This window comes from Pelagibacterium sp. (assembly GCF_965249125.1).
Classification (GTDB): Bacteria; Pseudomonadota; Alphaproteobacteria; order Rhizobiales; family Devosiaceae; genus Pelagibacterium.
The window spans coordinates 3752309-3768099 of sequence record NZ_OZ252217.1 but is presented as its reverse complement, the minus strand read 5'-3'; the positions used below and the strand labels follow the sequence as shown (position 1 = coordinate 3768099).

Annotated in this window: 16 protein-coding genes; 9 read left to right on the top strand and 7 right to left on the bottom strand. The window is 63.9% G+C overall.

Features of this window, described 5'->3' with window-relative positions:
• Nucleotides 1–31 precede the first annotated feature (31 nt).
• Complete coding sequence (locus ACP148_RS18335) at nucleotides 32–1537, bottom strand: ABC transporter substrate-binding protein (RefSeq protein ID WP_421952343.1); 1506 nt, start codon at nucleotides 1535–1537, stop codon at nucleotides 32–34.
• A gap of 296 nt (nucleotides 1538–1833) precedes the next feature.
• On the opposite strand from ACP148_RS18335, the gene ACP148_RS18330 reads away from it, so the two are divergent.
• The 4 genes from ACP148_RS18330 to ACP148_RS18315 are packed head-to-tail and all read left to right on the top strand — an operon-like array spanning nucleotide 1834 to nucleotide 6008.
• Nucleotides 1834–3003: a sialidase family protein gene (locus tag ACP148_RS18330; RefSeq protein WP_421952344.1), complete on the top strand. Its 1170-nt coding sequence runs from the start codon at nucleotides 1834–1836 to the stop codon at nucleotides 3001–3003.
• Nucleotides 3000–3947: a 4-hydroxythreonine-4-phosphate dehydrogenase PdxA gene (gene pdxA / locus ACP148_RS18325; protein ID WP_421952345.1), complete on the top strand. Its 948-nt coding sequence runs from the start codon at nucleotides 3000–3002 to the stop codon at nucleotides 3945–3947. Before ACP148_RS18330 ends, pdxA begins: the two co-directional genes overlap by 4 nt.
• Entirely contained in the window at nucleotides 3944–4876 is a 933-nt protein-coding gene (locus tag ACP148_RS18320; RefSeq protein WP_421952346.1) for a dihydrodipicolinate synthase family protein, read from the top strand. Before pdxA ends, ACP148_RS18320 begins: the two co-directional genes overlap by 4 nt.
• A complete protein-coding gene (locus ACP148_RS18315; protein WP_421952347.1) occupies nucleotides 4869–6008 on the top strand; it encodes an iron-containing alcohol dehydrogenase in 1140 nt (379 codons plus the stop codon). The genes ACP148_RS18320 and ACP148_RS18315 overlap by 8 nt, the downstream gene beginning before the upstream one ends.
• Nucleotides 6009–6018: 10 nt before the next feature.
• Here ACP148_RS18315 and ACP148_RS18310 read toward each other — a convergent pair whose 3' ends face one another.
• Nucleotides 6019–7473, bottom strand: coding sequence for a CHAD domain-containing protein (locus tag ACP148_RS18310; RefSeq protein WP_421952348.1), 1455 nt, complete (start codon nucleotides 7471–7473; stop codon nucleotides 6019–6021).
• A 132-nt stretch (nucleotides 7474–7605) separates the two neighbouring features.
• Between ACP148_RS18310 and ACP148_RS18305 the strand changes: the two genes are divergently transcribed.
• Together ACP148_RS18305 and ACP148_RS18300 are read left to right on the top strand one after the other, a co-directional pair.
• Nucleotides 7606–8355 (top strand): GNAT family N-acetyltransferase, encoded by a 750-nt coding sequence (locus ACP148_RS18305; RefSeq protein WP_421952349.1) that lies wholly within the window; start codon nucleotides 7606–7608, stop codon nucleotides 8353–8355.
• Nucleotides 8273–9196, top strand: a complete 924-nt coding sequence (locus ACP148_RS18300; protein WP_421952350.1) for a hypothetical protein — start codon at nucleotides 8273–8275, stop codon at nucleotides 9194–9196. Before ACP148_RS18305 ends, ACP148_RS18300 begins: the two co-directional genes overlap by 83 nt.
• Before the next feature lie 7 nt (nucleotides 9197–9203).
• Here ACP148_RS18300 and ACP148_RS18295 read toward each other — a convergent pair whose 3' ends face one another.
• The gene (locus tag ACP148_RS18295) at nucleotides 9204–9602 is read right to left on the bottom strand and encodes a winged helix-turn-helix transcriptional regulator (RefSeq protein ID WP_421952351.1); all 399 of its coding nucleotides are present in this window, start codon (nucleotides 9600–9602) and stop codon (nucleotides 9204–9206) included.
• Between the two features lie 176 nt (nucleotides 9603–9778).
• Here ACP148_RS18295 and ACP148_RS18290 point away from each other — a divergent pair, with 176 nt between their 5' ends.
• Entirely contained in the window at nucleotides 9779–10927 is a 1149-nt protein-coding gene (locus tag ACP148_RS18290) for a D-alanyl-D-alanine carboxypeptidase family protein (protein WP_425033609.1), read from the top strand.
• Nucleotides 10928–10932: 5 nt separating this feature from the next.
• Here the strand turns inward: ACP148_RS18290 and ACP148_RS18285 are convergent, their stop codons facing one another.
• Entirely contained in the window at nucleotides 10933–11166 is a 234-nt protein-coding gene (locus tag ACP148_RS18285) for a sulfurtransferase TusA family protein (RefSeq protein ID WP_421952353.1), read from the bottom strand.
• Nucleotides 11167–11292: 126 nt separating this feature from the next.
• Between ACP148_RS18285 and ACP148_RS18280 the strand changes: the two genes are divergently transcribed.
• The gene (locus ACP148_RS18280; protein WP_421952354.1) at nucleotides 11293–11964 is read left to right on the top strand and encodes a PilZ domain-containing protein; all 672 of its coding nucleotides are present in this window, start codon (nucleotides 11293–11295) and stop codon (nucleotides 11962–11964) included.
• 79 nt (nucleotides 11965–12043) lie between these two features.
• Here ACP148_RS18280 and ACP148_RS18275 read toward each other — a convergent pair whose 3' ends face one another.
• The gene (locus tag ACP148_RS18275; protein ID WP_421952355.1) at nucleotides 12044–12529 is read right to left on the bottom strand and encodes a CAP domain-containing protein; all 486 of its coding nucleotides are present in this window, start codon (nucleotides 12527–12529) and stop codon (nucleotides 12044–12046) included.
• Nucleotides 12530–12906: 377 nt separating this feature from the next.
• Between ACP148_RS18275 and ACP148_RS18270 the strand changes: the two genes are divergently transcribed.
• Nucleotides 12907–13164 carry a hypothetical protein gene (locus ACP148_RS18270; protein WP_421952356.1) on the top strand — a complete coding sequence of 86 codons (258 nt, stop codon included), beginning with the start codon at nucleotides 12907–12909 and terminating at the stop codon, nucleotides 13162–13164.
• A gap of 25 nt (nucleotides 13165–13189) precedes the next feature.
• Here ACP148_RS18270 and ACP148_RS18265 read toward each other — a convergent pair whose 3' ends face one another.
• Both ACP148_RS18265 and ACP148_RS18260 read right to left on the bottom strand, forming a co-directional pair.
• Nucleotides 13190–14269, bottom strand: coding sequence for a glycoside hydrolase family 88/105 protein (locus ACP148_RS18265; protein WP_421952357.1), 1080 nt, complete (start codon nucleotides 14267–14269; stop codon nucleotides 13190–13192).
• On the bottom strand, nucleotides 14266–15786 hold the full coding sequence (locus ACP148_RS18260; RefSeq protein WP_421952358.1) for a glycoside hydrolase family 28 protein: 1521 nt from the start codon (nucleotides 15784–15786) through the stop codon (nucleotides 14266–14268). The genes ACP148_RS18265 and ACP148_RS18260 overlap by 4 nt, the downstream gene beginning before the upstream one ends.
• Nucleotides 15787–15791 lie beyond the last annotated feature (5 nt).

The following is a 15791-nucleotide window of genomic DNA, read 5'->3' as shown; positions in this document are numbered from 1 at the left end:
ATCCCGCGCCGCCCGACATCATGTCCAGCGTCTACTTGAAGCCGATTTGCGACAGCTGCAACTGCTGGTTGGTGGCAATCGAGGGCATGAAGTCGAGCCGCTCGCTCACCCGGCTATGGCCGACCATGTGGAACAGCAGCACATCGGCCACCACTTCGTCCTGCACATAGGCGAACAGTTCCGACCACAGCGCTTCGCGTTCCTCGCCGGTCGCCGCGGTCGCCGCATCGATCAACTCGTCGGCATGCGGATCGGCAATACCCGACTGCGTTCCGTCGCTGTGGTACTTGAAGTACATGGAAAACACCGGATCGCCACGGCCATTGTCGTGCTGGGCCAGGATCAGCCGCGTGCCTTCGCTCTCAGGATAGGGCTTTGAGTAGAACTGCTCGTGCTCGGCCACTTCCACCATGCGCACCGACGCATTGAACCCCACTTCGGTCAACATCTGGGTCAGCGCCTCGGCCACTTCGGTCACATTGGGGAAGTTCTCGGTCCGCGCGATGATTTCGATGGGCAGGCCCACATCCACGCCGTCGGCTTCCGCCTCGGCCAGCAATTGCCGTGCGAGATCGGGATCGTAGGCCGGCGGGGTCAGATCGCCATTCCAGCCCAGCGTCGTTGGCGGCACCATGGCCACCGCAAGCTCCGTCCCTTCCGACAGCAGCGTACCGATGAACGCCTCGCGGTCGATTGCCGCATTGAGCGCCTGGCGGACGCGGATGTCGCTGGTCGGCTCATCGGCGCTGTCGATGCGCAGATAGACCGTTTCGGAATTGGGATAGGAAAAATCGGTTGCCGGATTAGTGGCTTCGAGCTCGGTGATCTGCGGAGCGATATCGGCTTCTCCGGTTTCCACCATCGCGGCGCGAACCGCGGGCTCGGACCTAAAGACGTAGCGCGCCGAAGTCACCGCAGGCGCCTCGCCCCAGTAATCGTCGCGGCGTTCGAGCAGGATATGCTGGCCCGCCTGCCATTCGGTCAGGGCATAGGGTCCGGTTCCGACCGGCTCGCGCACGAATTCCATGGGCGTTTCGGAAGGAACGATGGTCACCAGCGTCATCAGCAGCGGCAGAATGGGCTGCGCCGGCTCGGAGGTCACATCGATGGTCAGATCGTCGACCACATCGAAAGTCAGCTCGGTATCGGCGAAATAGCGCGCGCTCTCGCAGGTGATCTGGTCGGAAAATACCCGATCGAACGAATGTTTGACGTCCTCGGCATCGAAAGCCGAACCGTCGGAAAATGTCACATCGGGCCGCAGATTGAAGCGCCAAACGCCATCGCCCATGTCCTCCCAGCTCTCGGCGAGGCGCGGCATCAGCCCCTCATCGCCGCGAACATCGAGCTCGGTCAGCGTTTCGCTCACATTCTGCATGATGACGCGCCCGATATTGGAGCGCGTGGCCATGCACGGTTCAACCAGATCGAGTTCTTCGCTCAGAACCACCGTAATGTCGGTATTGTCCTGGGCCAGGGCCGGGCTCGTTGCGACAGACGCAACAAGCGCGCCGGCAATCAGATATCTCAGGGTCAAGGCTTCCTCCCTTGGCAGCTTCATCGAGCGGCTGAGCGGCGCTGCCGGGCGCTCAGCGGCAAACCATCGGACCCTTCCGTATCGAAAGGGCCGGGCGCCACTATTCACAGCCGACATCAATTTGTCAAACATAAATCCATATTGTCAATTTTCCGCGTCGACCATGCCATTATAATTTATTGTTTTTATTATTTTTATTCCAAATCTGCCAAAAAAACTTACAAATTTTTACATCAGGATAACTTGACAACTTTATCTCGGGAGTGGAGGTATGACGGGCAAAACAAGGAGGAGCCATGTCTCCCGAAGACATCGCCAGCGCCATGACAGGACACCTCGCCGACCGCACCGATGGCGGCCGGCAAGCACTGCTGCCTTCGCCAATGGTGCAGAACCACGCTGCCTTCATCGAGCGCCTGCAAGACGGCACGCTCGTCTGCCTGTGGTTCGGCGGCACGCTCGAGGGCAAGGCCGACATTTCGATTTTTTCCAGCATGCTCGCGCCGGGGTCTCAGGCATGGAGCGCACCCACCCGCCTGTCCGATGACCCCGACCGCTCCGAGCAGAACCCGGTGCTCGCCCATAACGGCAAAAACTGGCAGCTCTTTCACACCGCCCAGCCCGCCGGTAATCAGGACGAGTGCCTGCTGCGGGCCCGCGACATTACATTGGAAAACGGCACGCTGGTGGCCGGCCAGCCGCGGACAATCGATCTGCCGCTCGGCAGCTTCATCCGCGCCCGGTTTGTACGCCGCGCCGATGGCGCATGGATGATGCCGGTCTTTCGCTGCACCCCGCGCCCCGGCCAGCGCTGGAACGGCAGCCACGACACCGCCGCCGTCGCCACGAGCCATGACGACGGCAACACATGGACGCTCGACGAAGTGCCGGGCTCCATCGGCTCGGTGCACATGACCATAGTGCCGCTCGACGGCAACGAGATGGTCGCGTTCTATCGCCGCCGCCAGTCCGATTTCGTGCACCGCTCTCAAAGCCATGACGGCGGCCACACCTGGTCCGAACCGCGCCCCACAGACGTGCCCAACAACAATTCCTCGATCAATGTCATCCGCCTTGCCGATGGCCGGCTGGCCATGGTCTGCAATCCGGCCTCGGCGGCCACCTCGCCCGACCGGCGCGCGTCCCTTTACGACGAGATCGAAGAGGGCGACGACCGCCCCGATGCAACCGGCGGCTGCGCCCCGGTCTGGGGCGTGCCCCGCGCGCCCTTGAGCCTTTGCATCTCGACCGATGGTGGCAGGACCTTCCCCCTGCGCCGCGTCATCGACGACAGCCCCGGCACCTGCCTTTCCAACAATTCCGAGGACGGTCGCAACAAGGAATTGTCCTACCCCTACCTGCTCGAAGGCGAGGACGGGGATCTGCACGTGGCCTACACCTATTTCCGCAGGGCCATCAAATATGTCCGCCTGCCCAAAGGCTGGATCGATGGAGAAACACAGTGAGCGAGATCATCGGCATTACAATGGGCGACCCTGCCGGCGTCGGCCCGGAAATCACGGTGCGTGCCGTCGCCGAGATGGACGATGCTGCGCGCGGGCGCACCCGCATCTACGGCCATCGTGCAACGCTCGAAGCCGCGGCCCGCGCCACTGGTGTCACCCTCGATCTCGACGCTCTGGTCAAGGATTTCGAGATCGAGGGCGGAGCCCTGCCCTGGGGCAAGCTCGACGCCCGCGCCGGCGACGCCGCCTATCGCTTCATCGCCGGCGCCGTCACCGATGCCCTTAACGATGCCATCGGCTGCATCGTTACTGCCCCGATCAACAAGGAAGCCCTCAATCTGGCCGGTCACCACTATGATGGCCACACCGGCATGCTTGCCGCGCTCACGGGCCGGAAATCGGCCTTCATGCTGTTGGCTTCGGACCGGCTGAAGGTGATCCACGTCTCGACCCACGTTTCGCTCAAGACCGCCATCGACCGCGCCACGCCGGCCCGCATCCTCGACACCATCCGCGCCGGCAACGACCATCTCAAGCGCATCGGATACGAAACCCCCCGCATCGCGGTCGCCGGTATCAACCCCCATTGCGGCGAAAGCGGCCTGTTCGGCACCGAGGATGACGACCAGATCGTCCCCGCCGTCGAGATGGCCCGCGCCGAAGGCATCGATGTCGCCGGCCCCATTTCCGCCGACACCGTCTATCACCGCGCCTATAGCGGCGCCTTCGATCTTGTGGTCGCCCAATATCACGATCAGGGCCACATCCCCATCAAGCTCGTCGCCTTCGACACGGCGGTCAACGTCTCGCTCGGCCTGCCCATCGATCGCACCTCGGTCGATCACGGCACGGCCTTCGACATTGCCGGCACCGGCAGGGCCAACCACACCAACATGAATGCCGCCATCGCCTATGCGCGCCGTCTGGCTGCCGGGAGCAAATGATGAACCCCGCCCGCAATCTTCCAATCAGTGGCGTCTTTTGCGCCGCCGCCACCCCGGTCCTCGCCTCGGGCGAACCCGACCACGCGGCCTTTGCGATCCACGCCAGATCTCTGCTCGAAGAGGGCTGCGACGGCATCGCCCTTCTGGGCACCACGGGCGAGGCCAACTCGTTTTCCATCGCCCAGCGTCAGGACCTGCTCGATCAGGTCATCGCCTCGGGCATCGATCCCAAACGCCTCATGCCCGGCACCTCCCAGACCAATGTCGCCGACAGCGTTACCCTCACCCGGCACGCGCTCGAAGCGCGCGTTGCCGCCACGGTCGTCCTGCCGCCCTTCTATTACAAAGGCGTGTCCGATGAGGGCCTGTTCCGCTTTTATGCCGAGTTGATCGAGGGCGTGGCGAGCGACGATCTGCGCATCGTCCTCTATCATATCCCGCCCATCGCCCAAATCGGGCTTTCGCTCGAACTCGTTGGCCGCCTGCTCGACAGTTTTCCCGGCATCGTCATCGGCATCAAGGACAGCTCGGGCAAGCTCGACAGCATGCAGGCGTTTGCCAGCGCCTTTGAGAACTTCTCGGTCCTCTCGGGCGCTGACCCCTTCATGCTGCCGCTTTTGCGCTCGGGCGGAGCGGGCTGCATCACCTCGAGCTCGAACCTGATCGCCAACCATTTGCGGTTGGTCTTCGACAATTGGCACGACACGACGCGGGCCGCCGAAGTCGATAACGCCCAGTCCCGCATCGAGGCCTGGCGCAACCTCTCCAACGCCTATGTCCAGTTGCCCACCATCAAGGCCATGCTGGCCCGCCGCCGCAACCACTCGGGCTGGACGCGTGTCCGCCCGCCGCTCGTTGCGCTCACCGAAGCCCAAACCCAGGACATCTGGACGCAGATGGCAGCGCTCGAGGAGCAGGACAATGGCTGAACCGATGCTCTCCATGGCCCGCCCCATTACGCTCGTCCAGCCAAAACGCCTTGAAATCGGCGCTGGCGCGCTGTCCCGGCTACACGATTTCGCCAACGGTTTTTCCCGCGTCTTCGTCGTCGCCATGGCGCCCACGGCCCCGTTCGTCGAGCGCATCGGCATAAAATCGGCCGTTCATGTCCATCTCGACCTGCCGCCCGAGCCCGACCTGCCCGCCGTCGACGCCGTACTTGCGCAAGCGCGCGACTTCCGCCCCGACTTGGTGATCGGGCTGGGCGGCGGTTCGGTGATGGACGTCGCCAAGCTGGTCGCCGTGCTCTGGGACACCGAACTCGCGGTCCCCGATGTGGTCGGCGCAGGAAAAGCGACCGGGCGGCGCACCGCGCTCGTTCAGGTCCCCACCACCTCGGGAACCGGTTCTGAAGCCGGCACCCGCGCACTGGTCACCGACCCCGAAACCCTCGCCAAGCTGGCTGTCGAAAGCGAGCACATGCTCGCCGACATCGCCATTCTCGATCCTGAATTGACCCATTCGGTGCCCCCCGCCGTCACCGCGGCAACCGGCATCGATGCCCTCGCCCATTGCGTGGAAGCCTTCACCAACATCAAGGCACATCCCCTGATCGACGGCTATGCCCGTCTGGGGATCGAGCTTGTCGGGCGCTATCTGGCCCGCGCCGTCACCGACGGCACCGATACCGAAGCCCGCGCCGGCATGATGCTGGCCTCCTATTACGGCGGGATCTGCCTGGGCCCGGTCAACACTGCTGCCGGCCACGCCCTGGCCTATCCGCTGGGCACCCGCCTCAAGCTCCCGCACGGGCTGGCCAACGCCATAATCTTTCCCCACGTTCTGGCCTTCAACGCCTCCGAGCGCCCTCAAAAAACCGGCGAAATCCTCTCGCGCCTCAACCTTGGCGCCGACACGAGCGCGCCCGCCGTTCTCAAATCCGCTCACGGTTTCTGCAGCAGCCTCGGCGTGGAAATGGGCCTCTCCCGCCACGGTGCAGAGGCCAGCGCCCTGCCCGACTGGGCCGCTGAAGCCCACGCCATCCGCCGGTTGATGGACAACAACCCCCGCGCCATGAGCGTGGACGATGTCCTGGGCATCTACCGGGCGGCGATGGGCTAGAGCGCGTGATCTAACCCCAGAATGGCTTGAGGTTAACCAGCGCGTCGCGCGCCGTGCTCGCTTTCTCCAGCGTATCCGCCGTGTCGGCGCCCGACAGCACGCCCTCGGCGCCTTCGGTGTCGCTAAGCCCGTTCCTGGCCAAGAGGACCGGAGCCGCCGCGAGATCGTTGAGCCTGCCCAGCTCGTCCTGCACGGCCTGCAGCCCGTCGATGAACCTTCCATGGCGTTTGGCGGCTTTCTTGCCGGTATAGAGCCCGGCAAAAAACTCGCTGCCATAGCGCAGCTTCTTGGCCAGCTTGCGCGCCTCGTGCCGGTCTTCTTCGCCCAACCCGGCCAGCCCGTCGCTGCGCTTTTTGAATTTCCGAAACGACTTTTCCAGCGCGCGGTCGGCAAATTCGCCAATCAAACTCTTGCCCTCCGCCCGCTCGGCCGCATCGCGCCAGGCCCCAACGGCAACCCATTCGGCAAGATCGATCATCAATGCCCGCGCCCGCGCCGAACCGAGCGTTTCCTCGAGCGCCCCATGGGCCTCCTCGCGCAACCGGGCAATGGCGATGCGCAACTCGCCCGATCGCGCCCGGTGGTAAAGCACGTCGAGATCGCGCACATCGCCCAGTTCTCCGGCCAGCCATTTGAGTTCGTCGCGAAAGTGGGAATAGCGTTCGTCCTCGGCCACCGGCTTGAACAGCGTCAGCGCCGACCGCAGCCGCCGCAGCCCCAACCGCGCCTGATGCAGGGCGCCGGGCGAGGGGCGCCGCAACACGATATCCTCGTTGAGCCGGTATTGCCGCATGCAGGCGGCAGCAATCGCCGCAAACCCGTCAGCAACGCTCTGGTCGGGCGCAAGAGGAATGGCCACCGCCTTGGCGCTTTCCGCCACCGCCTCGAGCAGGCGATAGCCGCGTTCCGATTTCGTCACCACGCCGAGCCGGAGGCTGACGAGCGCATCGAGCTCGCGGGCCATCTCGAAAAGACCATGCGGCTCGCCCGATTTGAGCTCCAGTTCGATCTCGCAGAAATCGGCCCGCCGGTCGTCGGCCGCCACGGTTCCCGTATCGATGGCCAGTTCGACAACGCTGCTCTCGCGCCCGACATCGAGGCTTTGTCGCACCACATCGAGGGAAAAAAGCGGCGCCAGCGCATCGAGCGTCTGGGGCGGCAGACCGGCCAGCGGCGTATCCGGACCCAGTTCGGGTCGTTCCGAGGCGACCTGTTTTTCCCATTCCTCGCGCGTGAAAAGCCCCGCGGCCTGTTCCCCCGCCGCCTTTACGGTCTGGACAAATCCCGCCCCGTCATACCGCGTCCGCAGCGACAACCCGGCCATGGCCAGCGAACGGCCGGGCGTATCGAAATAGACAGAGCGCAACTCCCGCCGGCGCAGTTCACCTTGCGCCTGGGCCCATCCAACAACCAGCCCCGCCGCCTCGGTCGCAACCTGTAGCTTGAGTTCGATTTCCTTGCCCATGACGCGCCCCGTCACCTCAAAAGATAGCCAATACCGAACATGAAACGCTTTTCAGAGCAATCGGGGAACGCCCGGCAGGCCATTGCATTAATCTTCCGTCAATTAAAGTTAACGCGCCCGAGGCTTGCGGTCATGCTGTCCATCGTCCCGCTCCGTCAGTCCGACATCACGGCAACCGTCGCCCTGCACCGCGAAAACCTGCGTCTGGGCCTTTTTCCCAGGCTGGGCCGTCATTTTCTTGGCCTCTATCAGGAAAGCTTTGCCCGTTCGCCCTATGGCATCGCGCTTGTGGCCCGGGACGATGATGAGGTCGTCGGCGCTTTGTTCGGCACCACCTCGAACGCTGAACACTACCGCTGGGTGACCCACAATTTCGGCTCGAAACTTGCGCTGGCCGGCTGCGGCGCCATGCTCACCCGCCCCCAGGTCGCCCTCGATTTCGCCCGCACCCGAATGGGCCGTTACGCAAAAGGGGTTGCCCGCCATATCGGGCTCGTTCCCCCCGCTTCTTCCGGCCAGCCCCAGGCGCCCCGTCCGATTTCCGTGCTCAGCCATATCGTTACCGACGCCGCCGCGCGACGGCGCGGCATTGGCCGCCGCTTGATCGAGGGTTTCGCCAGCCGCGCAAGCGCAAGCGGTGTCCATCGCGCCCTGCTGGTCACCGAGGAGGGTGGACTGGGCACCCCGTTCTTTGAAAGACTGGGCTGTCGGCTCATCGGCCGGCATAAAAGCCAGGACGGTGCAATCTTAAGGGAATACAGGCTGATACTGGATGAGGAAGGTGCATATGAGGATCTGGATGGCGATCGCGTCGCTTACACTGTTGTGCGCGCCTATCCAAAACGGCTGGGCTCAGCCGGCATCCTTCCCCACCGCCCCTGAGATCGTTGCGCCCCCGACCCACCAGAACGGGGCCGAACCCCTCTCGCCCAACGAAACCCACCCCAACGCCAAGCGCCTGGCCAGCCAGGTGGCGCTGGCCGTGACAACCTATTCCGCCGGTGAAACGACCGGGCAAATCGCCGCACGCCTCGATTTTGCCGGCGCCGCCGCACAGCAACTGGCAGCCACCTTCCATGTGCCGGGCGCGTGGTCGCAGGGGCGTATCATCTATCCGCAACTTGGCGGTCTGGGCACCGGCGCCGCCTCTGTCATGGTCGTCGTCGAGCAGTTGGTGGGCACACAGGAAGGGATACAGGTCTTCATCCGCACCCTCGATATCAGGCTTGCGCTCGCGGGCGGGGTGTGGCGCTTTTCCGATCTCGCCTCGATCGGCGGCACGCTGATCACCGATCCGGCTGCGCCCTCGCCCCAGGCGCTCGCCGTCCTCAACGATCCCCGCATCGAAATGCCCGATTCGGCCCGTTGGGACATTCTCTCGGGCGCCATATCCCCCGATCTGCTTTCCGTCATGTCACGGCTGGCCCAGCGGACCCCGTTCGGCGTCGTCACCCTGTCCCAGGGCCACCCCTTTGAAGTGTTCGGCACCGACCGCCAGTCCGACCACACGCGCGGCCGCGCCGTCGATATCTACAGGCTCGGCGACACGCTGGTCATTGATGGCAGGGCGGAGGGGTCCATGATCCACCAGACGGTGCAATGGCTCTACGACCAGCCTGAAATCCGCCAGATCGGCTCGCCCTGGGCCCTCGATGCGGTTGGGGGAAAATCGTTTACCGACAGGCTGCACCAGGACCATCTGCACATCGCCGTCGCGCGATGAGCACGGATCAGGCCCGCCGGCGCTCGGGTTCGGCGTCCCCGGCCTGCGCGCGATCATAGAGCGTTCGCGCCCGCGCCACTTCGTCCTGATGGGTTGCCGCCCAGTCCCACAACGCACCGATCGGCCCGGTCAGCGTGCGGCCCATTTCGGTCAGCGTATATTCCACCCGCGGCGGAATTTCCGCATAGACCGTGCGCGTCACCAGCCCGTCGCGTTCGAGATTGCGCAGGGTGAGCGTCAGCATGCGCTGGGACACCCCATCAATGGCCCGGCGCAATTGCGAAAACCGCATGGTGCCGCCCTTGAGCCGGCCCACGACCATGACGCTCCATTTGTCGCCGATCCGGTTGAGGATATCGCCCATCGCCGTGCAAACGCTCGCTTCGTCGGGCTCGATATTGGCCATGGCCAAACCACCTTTCAGATTGAATTAAGGTACATATAATGTCCCTGGTTACCAAAGGGAACCCTTGGCCGGAATGCAAAAGACCGGGCAAGATATCCACCCCATGCCCGGCGGGCATTGTTTAGCCAAAATTGCCCTGTTATGGATCGATCGAGCTTTAACGAAACGATAACGGAGTGAGCGCGGTGCAGTCTGTCCGGCGATTGCTGTCCATTTGCATCCTGGTTCTGGGCACCCTTGCGGCGGCTCTTTCCCAGGCCTTCGCGCTGCCCCAATTGCTCATCGACATGCGCACCAATGAGGTGCTTTACGAAAACGAAGCGGGCATTCCCTGGCACCCGGCCTCGCTGACCAAGCTCATGACCGCGCTCATCGCATTCGAGGCCATCGAGACCGGCCAGGCGTCGCTCTCGACACCCGTCATCACCTCGGCGAACGCCCTTTCGGTCGCGCCCTCCAAGCTGGGCCTGCCCGAAGGCACGGCGATCACCCTTGAGGACGCGCTCTACGTCCTTGTCGTCAAATCGGCCAACGACATCGCCGTCGCCATCGGCGAAACCATCGCCGGCAGCGAGCCGGCCTTTGTCGATATGATGAACGCCCGCGCCGCGATCATGGGGCTTACCGGCACCCGTTTCGTCAATCCCCATGGCCTGCACGATCCTGCCCAGGTGACCACGGCGCGCGACATGGCCATGATCGCCCTCACCATCAGGGCGCGCTTCCCTCAATATGATGCGCTGTTTTCCACCCGCACTCTTGCGCTGGACGAGTCGCGCTCCCATTCCAACAATGAGCTCTTGACCGGCTTTGCGGGCACCGATGGCATGAAGACCGGCTATGTCTGCGCCTCGGGCCTCAATATCGTCGCCACCGTCACCCGCAACGGGCGGCAGCTGATGGCCATAACCTTTGGCGCCAGCTCCTCGCGCGAGCGCGGTGAGATGACCGCCCAGATGCTGTTTTCCGGTTTTGCCGGCGGGTATCGGGGCACCGGCCGCACCGTCAACGCCGTCGCCAACCAGCCCGGTCTGCTGCCTGTCGACATGCGGCCCAATATCTGCGGCGCGGACGCCACCGACTATTCCGCCGAGCGGGCCGAGCTTTTTTCCGCCGGGCTCGATGGCCAGATTTCCTATCTCAACGACACCATCGTTCCCCCCACCCATACAATTGCCACGCTGGGCCGGCTCGCCGACGTGCCCCTGCCCCGCCCACGTCCCGGCTCGGGCGTACCCGCCATGGCAACGGGCCCGCTTCCCGATCCGGCACTTTCAGCCGGCTTCGGTGATTCCTCGATCGTCTCGCTAACGCCCGGTCCCTGACGATCTCAGGCCGCGCTTCGCGCCTTGGTCACTGCAAATCGGAGCGCGCCTCCCTCCTCGCGCATATCCAGGCCGTGCCCGTGCTGGCGGCAATAAAGCGCAATATCGATGCGCGCCACGGGGTCGGTGGCCAGCACCGCAACCGTCTCGCCGGCCCTGGCGCCCGCCAGCGCCTTTTCAAGCTTGAGGACCGGCATCGGACATTTGAGGCCGCGCGCATCGATAACAATATCGCTCATGTCTTTACTCACTCACAGGCTCGAACAAGGGAAAACGGGCAGCGCCCGATGATAGCGGCTCAACGTCAAAGACAGCATTTGTTAAGGTTAATACTATAAGGTGGTTTCCCGTTGGGGAGCGATACCATGACAGAGGGGAAACGGGCCGAGGCCCGGATCGGCCGGCCCCGGGTGGATGACCGGCTTCGGCTCATGACCAATATGCCCGGGCGCTATCATCTTGAAAAGTGGCCCAGCACAAATGACAAGACACCCTATTTCGCTTGCCGTGTGCAACGCATTTCGCCGATGACCATGTCGATCGCCGCCCCGATCGGCGGTGAAATAGGCGATTGGGTAACGGCCCATTTCGAGGAATTCGGCGTTCTTCGCGGCCAGATCACCCGGCCCATGGGCTTTGGTTTCACAATGTCGCTCGATATGAGCGAGGCGGAGCGCGAGCGCCTGGCCGCGCACGTCCAGTGGCTCGAGCAGCACAAGAATTTCGAAGTTTCCGAAAACCGCCGCTATCGGCGCATCACGCCCAAAGACCCCCAATCGACCATCATTCTGGCCGATGGGGTGATGATCGATTGCTTCGTGATCGACATCTCGATGACCGGCGCCGCCGTCTCGGCCGATCTCGAGGTCACCATCGGCATGCCGATGGCCCTGGGAACCGTGGTCGGACGCGTCGTGCGCATGCTCGATCCGGGCTTTGCCATTGAATTTGTGACCCGCGTCGATTTCGACAGCCTTGAGCACAAGCTCATCTGCCCCCGCTCCGAACTGCGCAGGCGCCTTCTGGAAAACGCCTAGACGTGTCCAGCAAAAGCATGTCCTCGACCCGATCGGGGATGGAAACGGTTTTGCGGTTCGGACGCGCGAGAGAGCGTAATTACTGCCCCAGCAGCATGACCCAGTGCGCGCCATAGGCCGAATTGGGATCGTAGACCGCTGCAAACCCGGCCCGGCGCGCATCGGCCTGCGCCAGCACATCGGCATCGGCCGGGCTGTTGCGCCAGCCCGAGAAGGTTTCGGCGAAATTGGTATAGCCTGCCGACAGCCGCATATTGGCAATGCCCGCCGGACGGGCCGGCGGATTTCCCGTGCTGGCATATTGCGCCGCGACACTCTGGGCCTGCGCGTCGAGGGCCGGATCGGCGGCAAGCGGGGCGGCCCCGCGCGTCGCGCGGTACTGGTTGATGATCCCGAGCGCCGCCTGCCGGTCCATCTGCGCGCCCGGCGCATTGATCTGGCTCACCAGTCCCGGCGCCAGCCCGCCCCCGGTCGAGGGCGCACCCGAGCAGGCGGCGAGCGCGCCGACACAGGCAAGACCGAGCGCAAGCGCGCTCAGGCGGGCGGGAGCTATCTGGGGGATCATGGATTGGGCCTCTCTCGTCCGGGAAAAATTTTCGCCACCCTCAAAGCGCAACAAAGCCGCAAAATTGCGGCGCATCCCTTACCGCCTTATTAACCCTTCCCCCTCCGGCCAGAACCAAAGCCCCACCGCCACGTTAACCATATGCCCGATTGCCTGTGGCAATCGTTAACGAAACCTTGCCAACTGGCACACCGATTGCGACGTCTGGGGGAGAAGGGCACCCAAAGCGTGCCAGAACGGGACACTGGAGCGCTTCCAGGATAAGCGGGCACCGCTTATCCGGTTCGGAAGCGCGACAAAACAAGGGCCCAGAACAATTGAAGCGGTTCGAAGAAGCGCTGAAATGTTCTGTCCCACTTTGAAACGGAACCGCGCAAGTGGACACGAGCACGCCAGAAAAACGGACGATTTCGGGACATCACCTCCCGGTCAGCCTCTCGCTGCCGCGCGCCAGCCCGTCCCTCGCCCGCTCGGCGCCCCAGGCAGCTTTCCTCGCCCAGTTGATTGAATCGGCCCGCGCCGGCACATCGGCCTCCGCATCGCGCGAAACCCGGGCCAGCCAGTTCTATCGCTTTACCGAAACCAGCGACCTCAAGCGCGTCCCCATGGGCTACCGCAAATCGGTTTCGGCCTGACCTCGGGCATTTCCAGAAAAAAGCGTCACGCCGCCACCACACCCTCGCTCTCGGCCACCGCCATCATGAGCGGCCCCACGCCCTTGGAATCGTCGGGCGCTATCGCTTCAGACACATAATAGGCCGCCGTGCCGTCGCGATACCGCCCCCCGAACCCGCCCAGCCCCGCCACATGGCAGATATCGGCAAGAACCAGCGTTCCGCCCGCATCCTTGCGCAGCGAGAACGTCTCAAGCCCTTCCAGCGCCCGCCTGCCCACGTCCCGGTCCACCCCGGCAATGCCCAGCCGACTGCCCGCCAGGTAGAAATAGGCAAACATCGCGCTCGCCGAGGCTTCCGCGTAATTGCCCGCCAGTTCGGGCTGATCGGTCACCTGGTTCCAGCGGCCGTCGGATCGCTGGTGCAAGGCAAGCCGTCCCGCCAGCGTGCCAATGGCAGCGTCGAGCCAGCCGATAGGCCCCACCAGCGCGCGGACATCGACAAGCGCCATCGCCAGCCACCCCAGCGCCCGCGACCACAGGGCCCGAGACCGGCGTGTTTGCGGGTCTGCCCAATCCTGCTTGAGCGCCTCGTCATAGCCATGGCTGTAGAGCCCCGTGCCCGGATCGGCCAGCAGCGACAGCGCGGATTGGAGCTGGTTCAGCCCGTCCTCGATGAGATCGGGGCGTCCGAAATGCTGGCCATATTCGATCTGGAACGGCAGCCCCATATAGAGCCCGTCGAGCCAGAGCTGATGGGGATAGCGCAGCTTGTGCCAGTAATTGCCGCTTGTGAGACGCGGGTGCCGGGCCAACTGATCGACAAGCCGGTCCGCCGCGATCCGATATTTTTGCGCGCCCGTCCGGTCGAAAAGCGCAATCAGCGCGCGCCCCGAATGGATATTGTCGATATTGAACTCATCAGGGTCATACCCGGCCAGCGCCCCCTCCTCGCTGACCTGCCCATCGACCAGTCTTTTGAGATGCTCGAACCAGGGGCCACGTGGGTCGGCCGCATCGAGCAGGATCAGGCCGCGATAGATGCAGCCATCCTCATAGCACCAGTCGCCCTGCTTGTAGGACGCATAGGAGGACGCGTAGGCGTCGAAATAGGATTCGAGCATCATGCGCGTTCCTTGATCGTATCGGTGGGCTGGATGATCCCCATGATTATGGGGGCAATAACATTTTCGGTGATTATGCCCGCATGGCGGAGCGCCGGAAGCCCCAGCGCCATGTCCGGCACGTCGGCCACCGCGTCGGGTGCGTAGGTCACGGTCATATCTTTAATGGTCAGCCCGCTGATCGGCGCTTCGGCCAGTCCCAGCACATAGGCCAGCGCATGGTGGACATTGCGCGCCTCGGTCCGCATCAGCACGATGTCGGCAATCTTGGGCGTTGTCGCATCGACCGGCGCGGGAGCCCGGTTCTGGACCGCATCGGATGTGCCATCCGGATCGCAGAAATAGTGCGAATTGACAGCGAGCGCCGTGCCGACCCCGTCCATGACGCAATCGCTGAGCACAATACGCGCCACTTGCCCGCCCCGGCCGCGCCGCGTCTTGATCCTCAGGCCACGATCGGTCGCGACCATTGTACAAAATGCAACGGAAACGTCGGTCACCGACCCGCTCATTTCAGAGCCGATCACCACGCCCCCATGCCCGCGTTCCATCAGGCAGTGCCGCACCGAAACGTTGCGCGTCGGCGCCGGCACCGTCCCGTCGGGCCAGATCTTTCCCGCCTTGATGGCGATGCAATCGTCGCCCACCGAAAAGCGCACACCCACGATCTCGATATCGGTCGAGCTTTCGGGATTGAGCCCATCGGTATTGGGGCTGTCGGGGGGATTATCGACAACCAGGTCGGCAAACACCGCCCCGGCACAATCGAGCGGATGGATCGTCCAGCTCGGCGAATTGCGTATGGTGAGCCCAGAAATCTTCAATTGCGTGCAGCGATTGGCGAAAATAGTGCGCGGTCGCCTTGCGCCGTCCCGCGTTTCCTTGGGCCATTCCCACCAGTCGCCCTCGGCGCCACCCCCATCGATCACGCCCTTGCCCGCGATGGTGACGCTGTCCGCGTCGATAGCGGTCAGAACCGAGGCATAGCATTTCGCCGGGACACCCTCCCAGCTCGCCTGCTGCCGCCCGTCTTCGCCAAAGGCCTCGAGAACGCCATAGGCGCCGCGATCGGACACCGCCATCAATACCGCCCCCTCGGGCAGATGCACAAACAGGCCCGATCTGAGAAAAACCGGTCCGGTCCGCCACACCCCCGGCGGCACGTAAAGCGTCGCGCCCTCGGGAGCCGTCGCGATGGCCGCGGCAAGGGCCTCCGCGTTGTCGGCTGCCGTTTCCAGGGCTCCATGATCACGAATATCGATAAAGGCGCTTTCGGGCGGGGTGACAAACTCGAGATCGTTAAACCCCTCGACCGCCAGCGTGTAATCGATCCCCGGCACCAGCCCCTCAAGGGTGAGAACCGGACGTTCGACCACCCCGTCCTGGGCAATTGCCCCCGAGGAAACCAGCCGCCAGCGCAGCGGCACATCCAGCCTGTCCCTTGCGCCGGTCCCGGCCAGTTCAACCGTCAAAAGGCGCGAGGTCAGGACCAGGGGATTGATTTCGACGTCACAGGACATGGGAC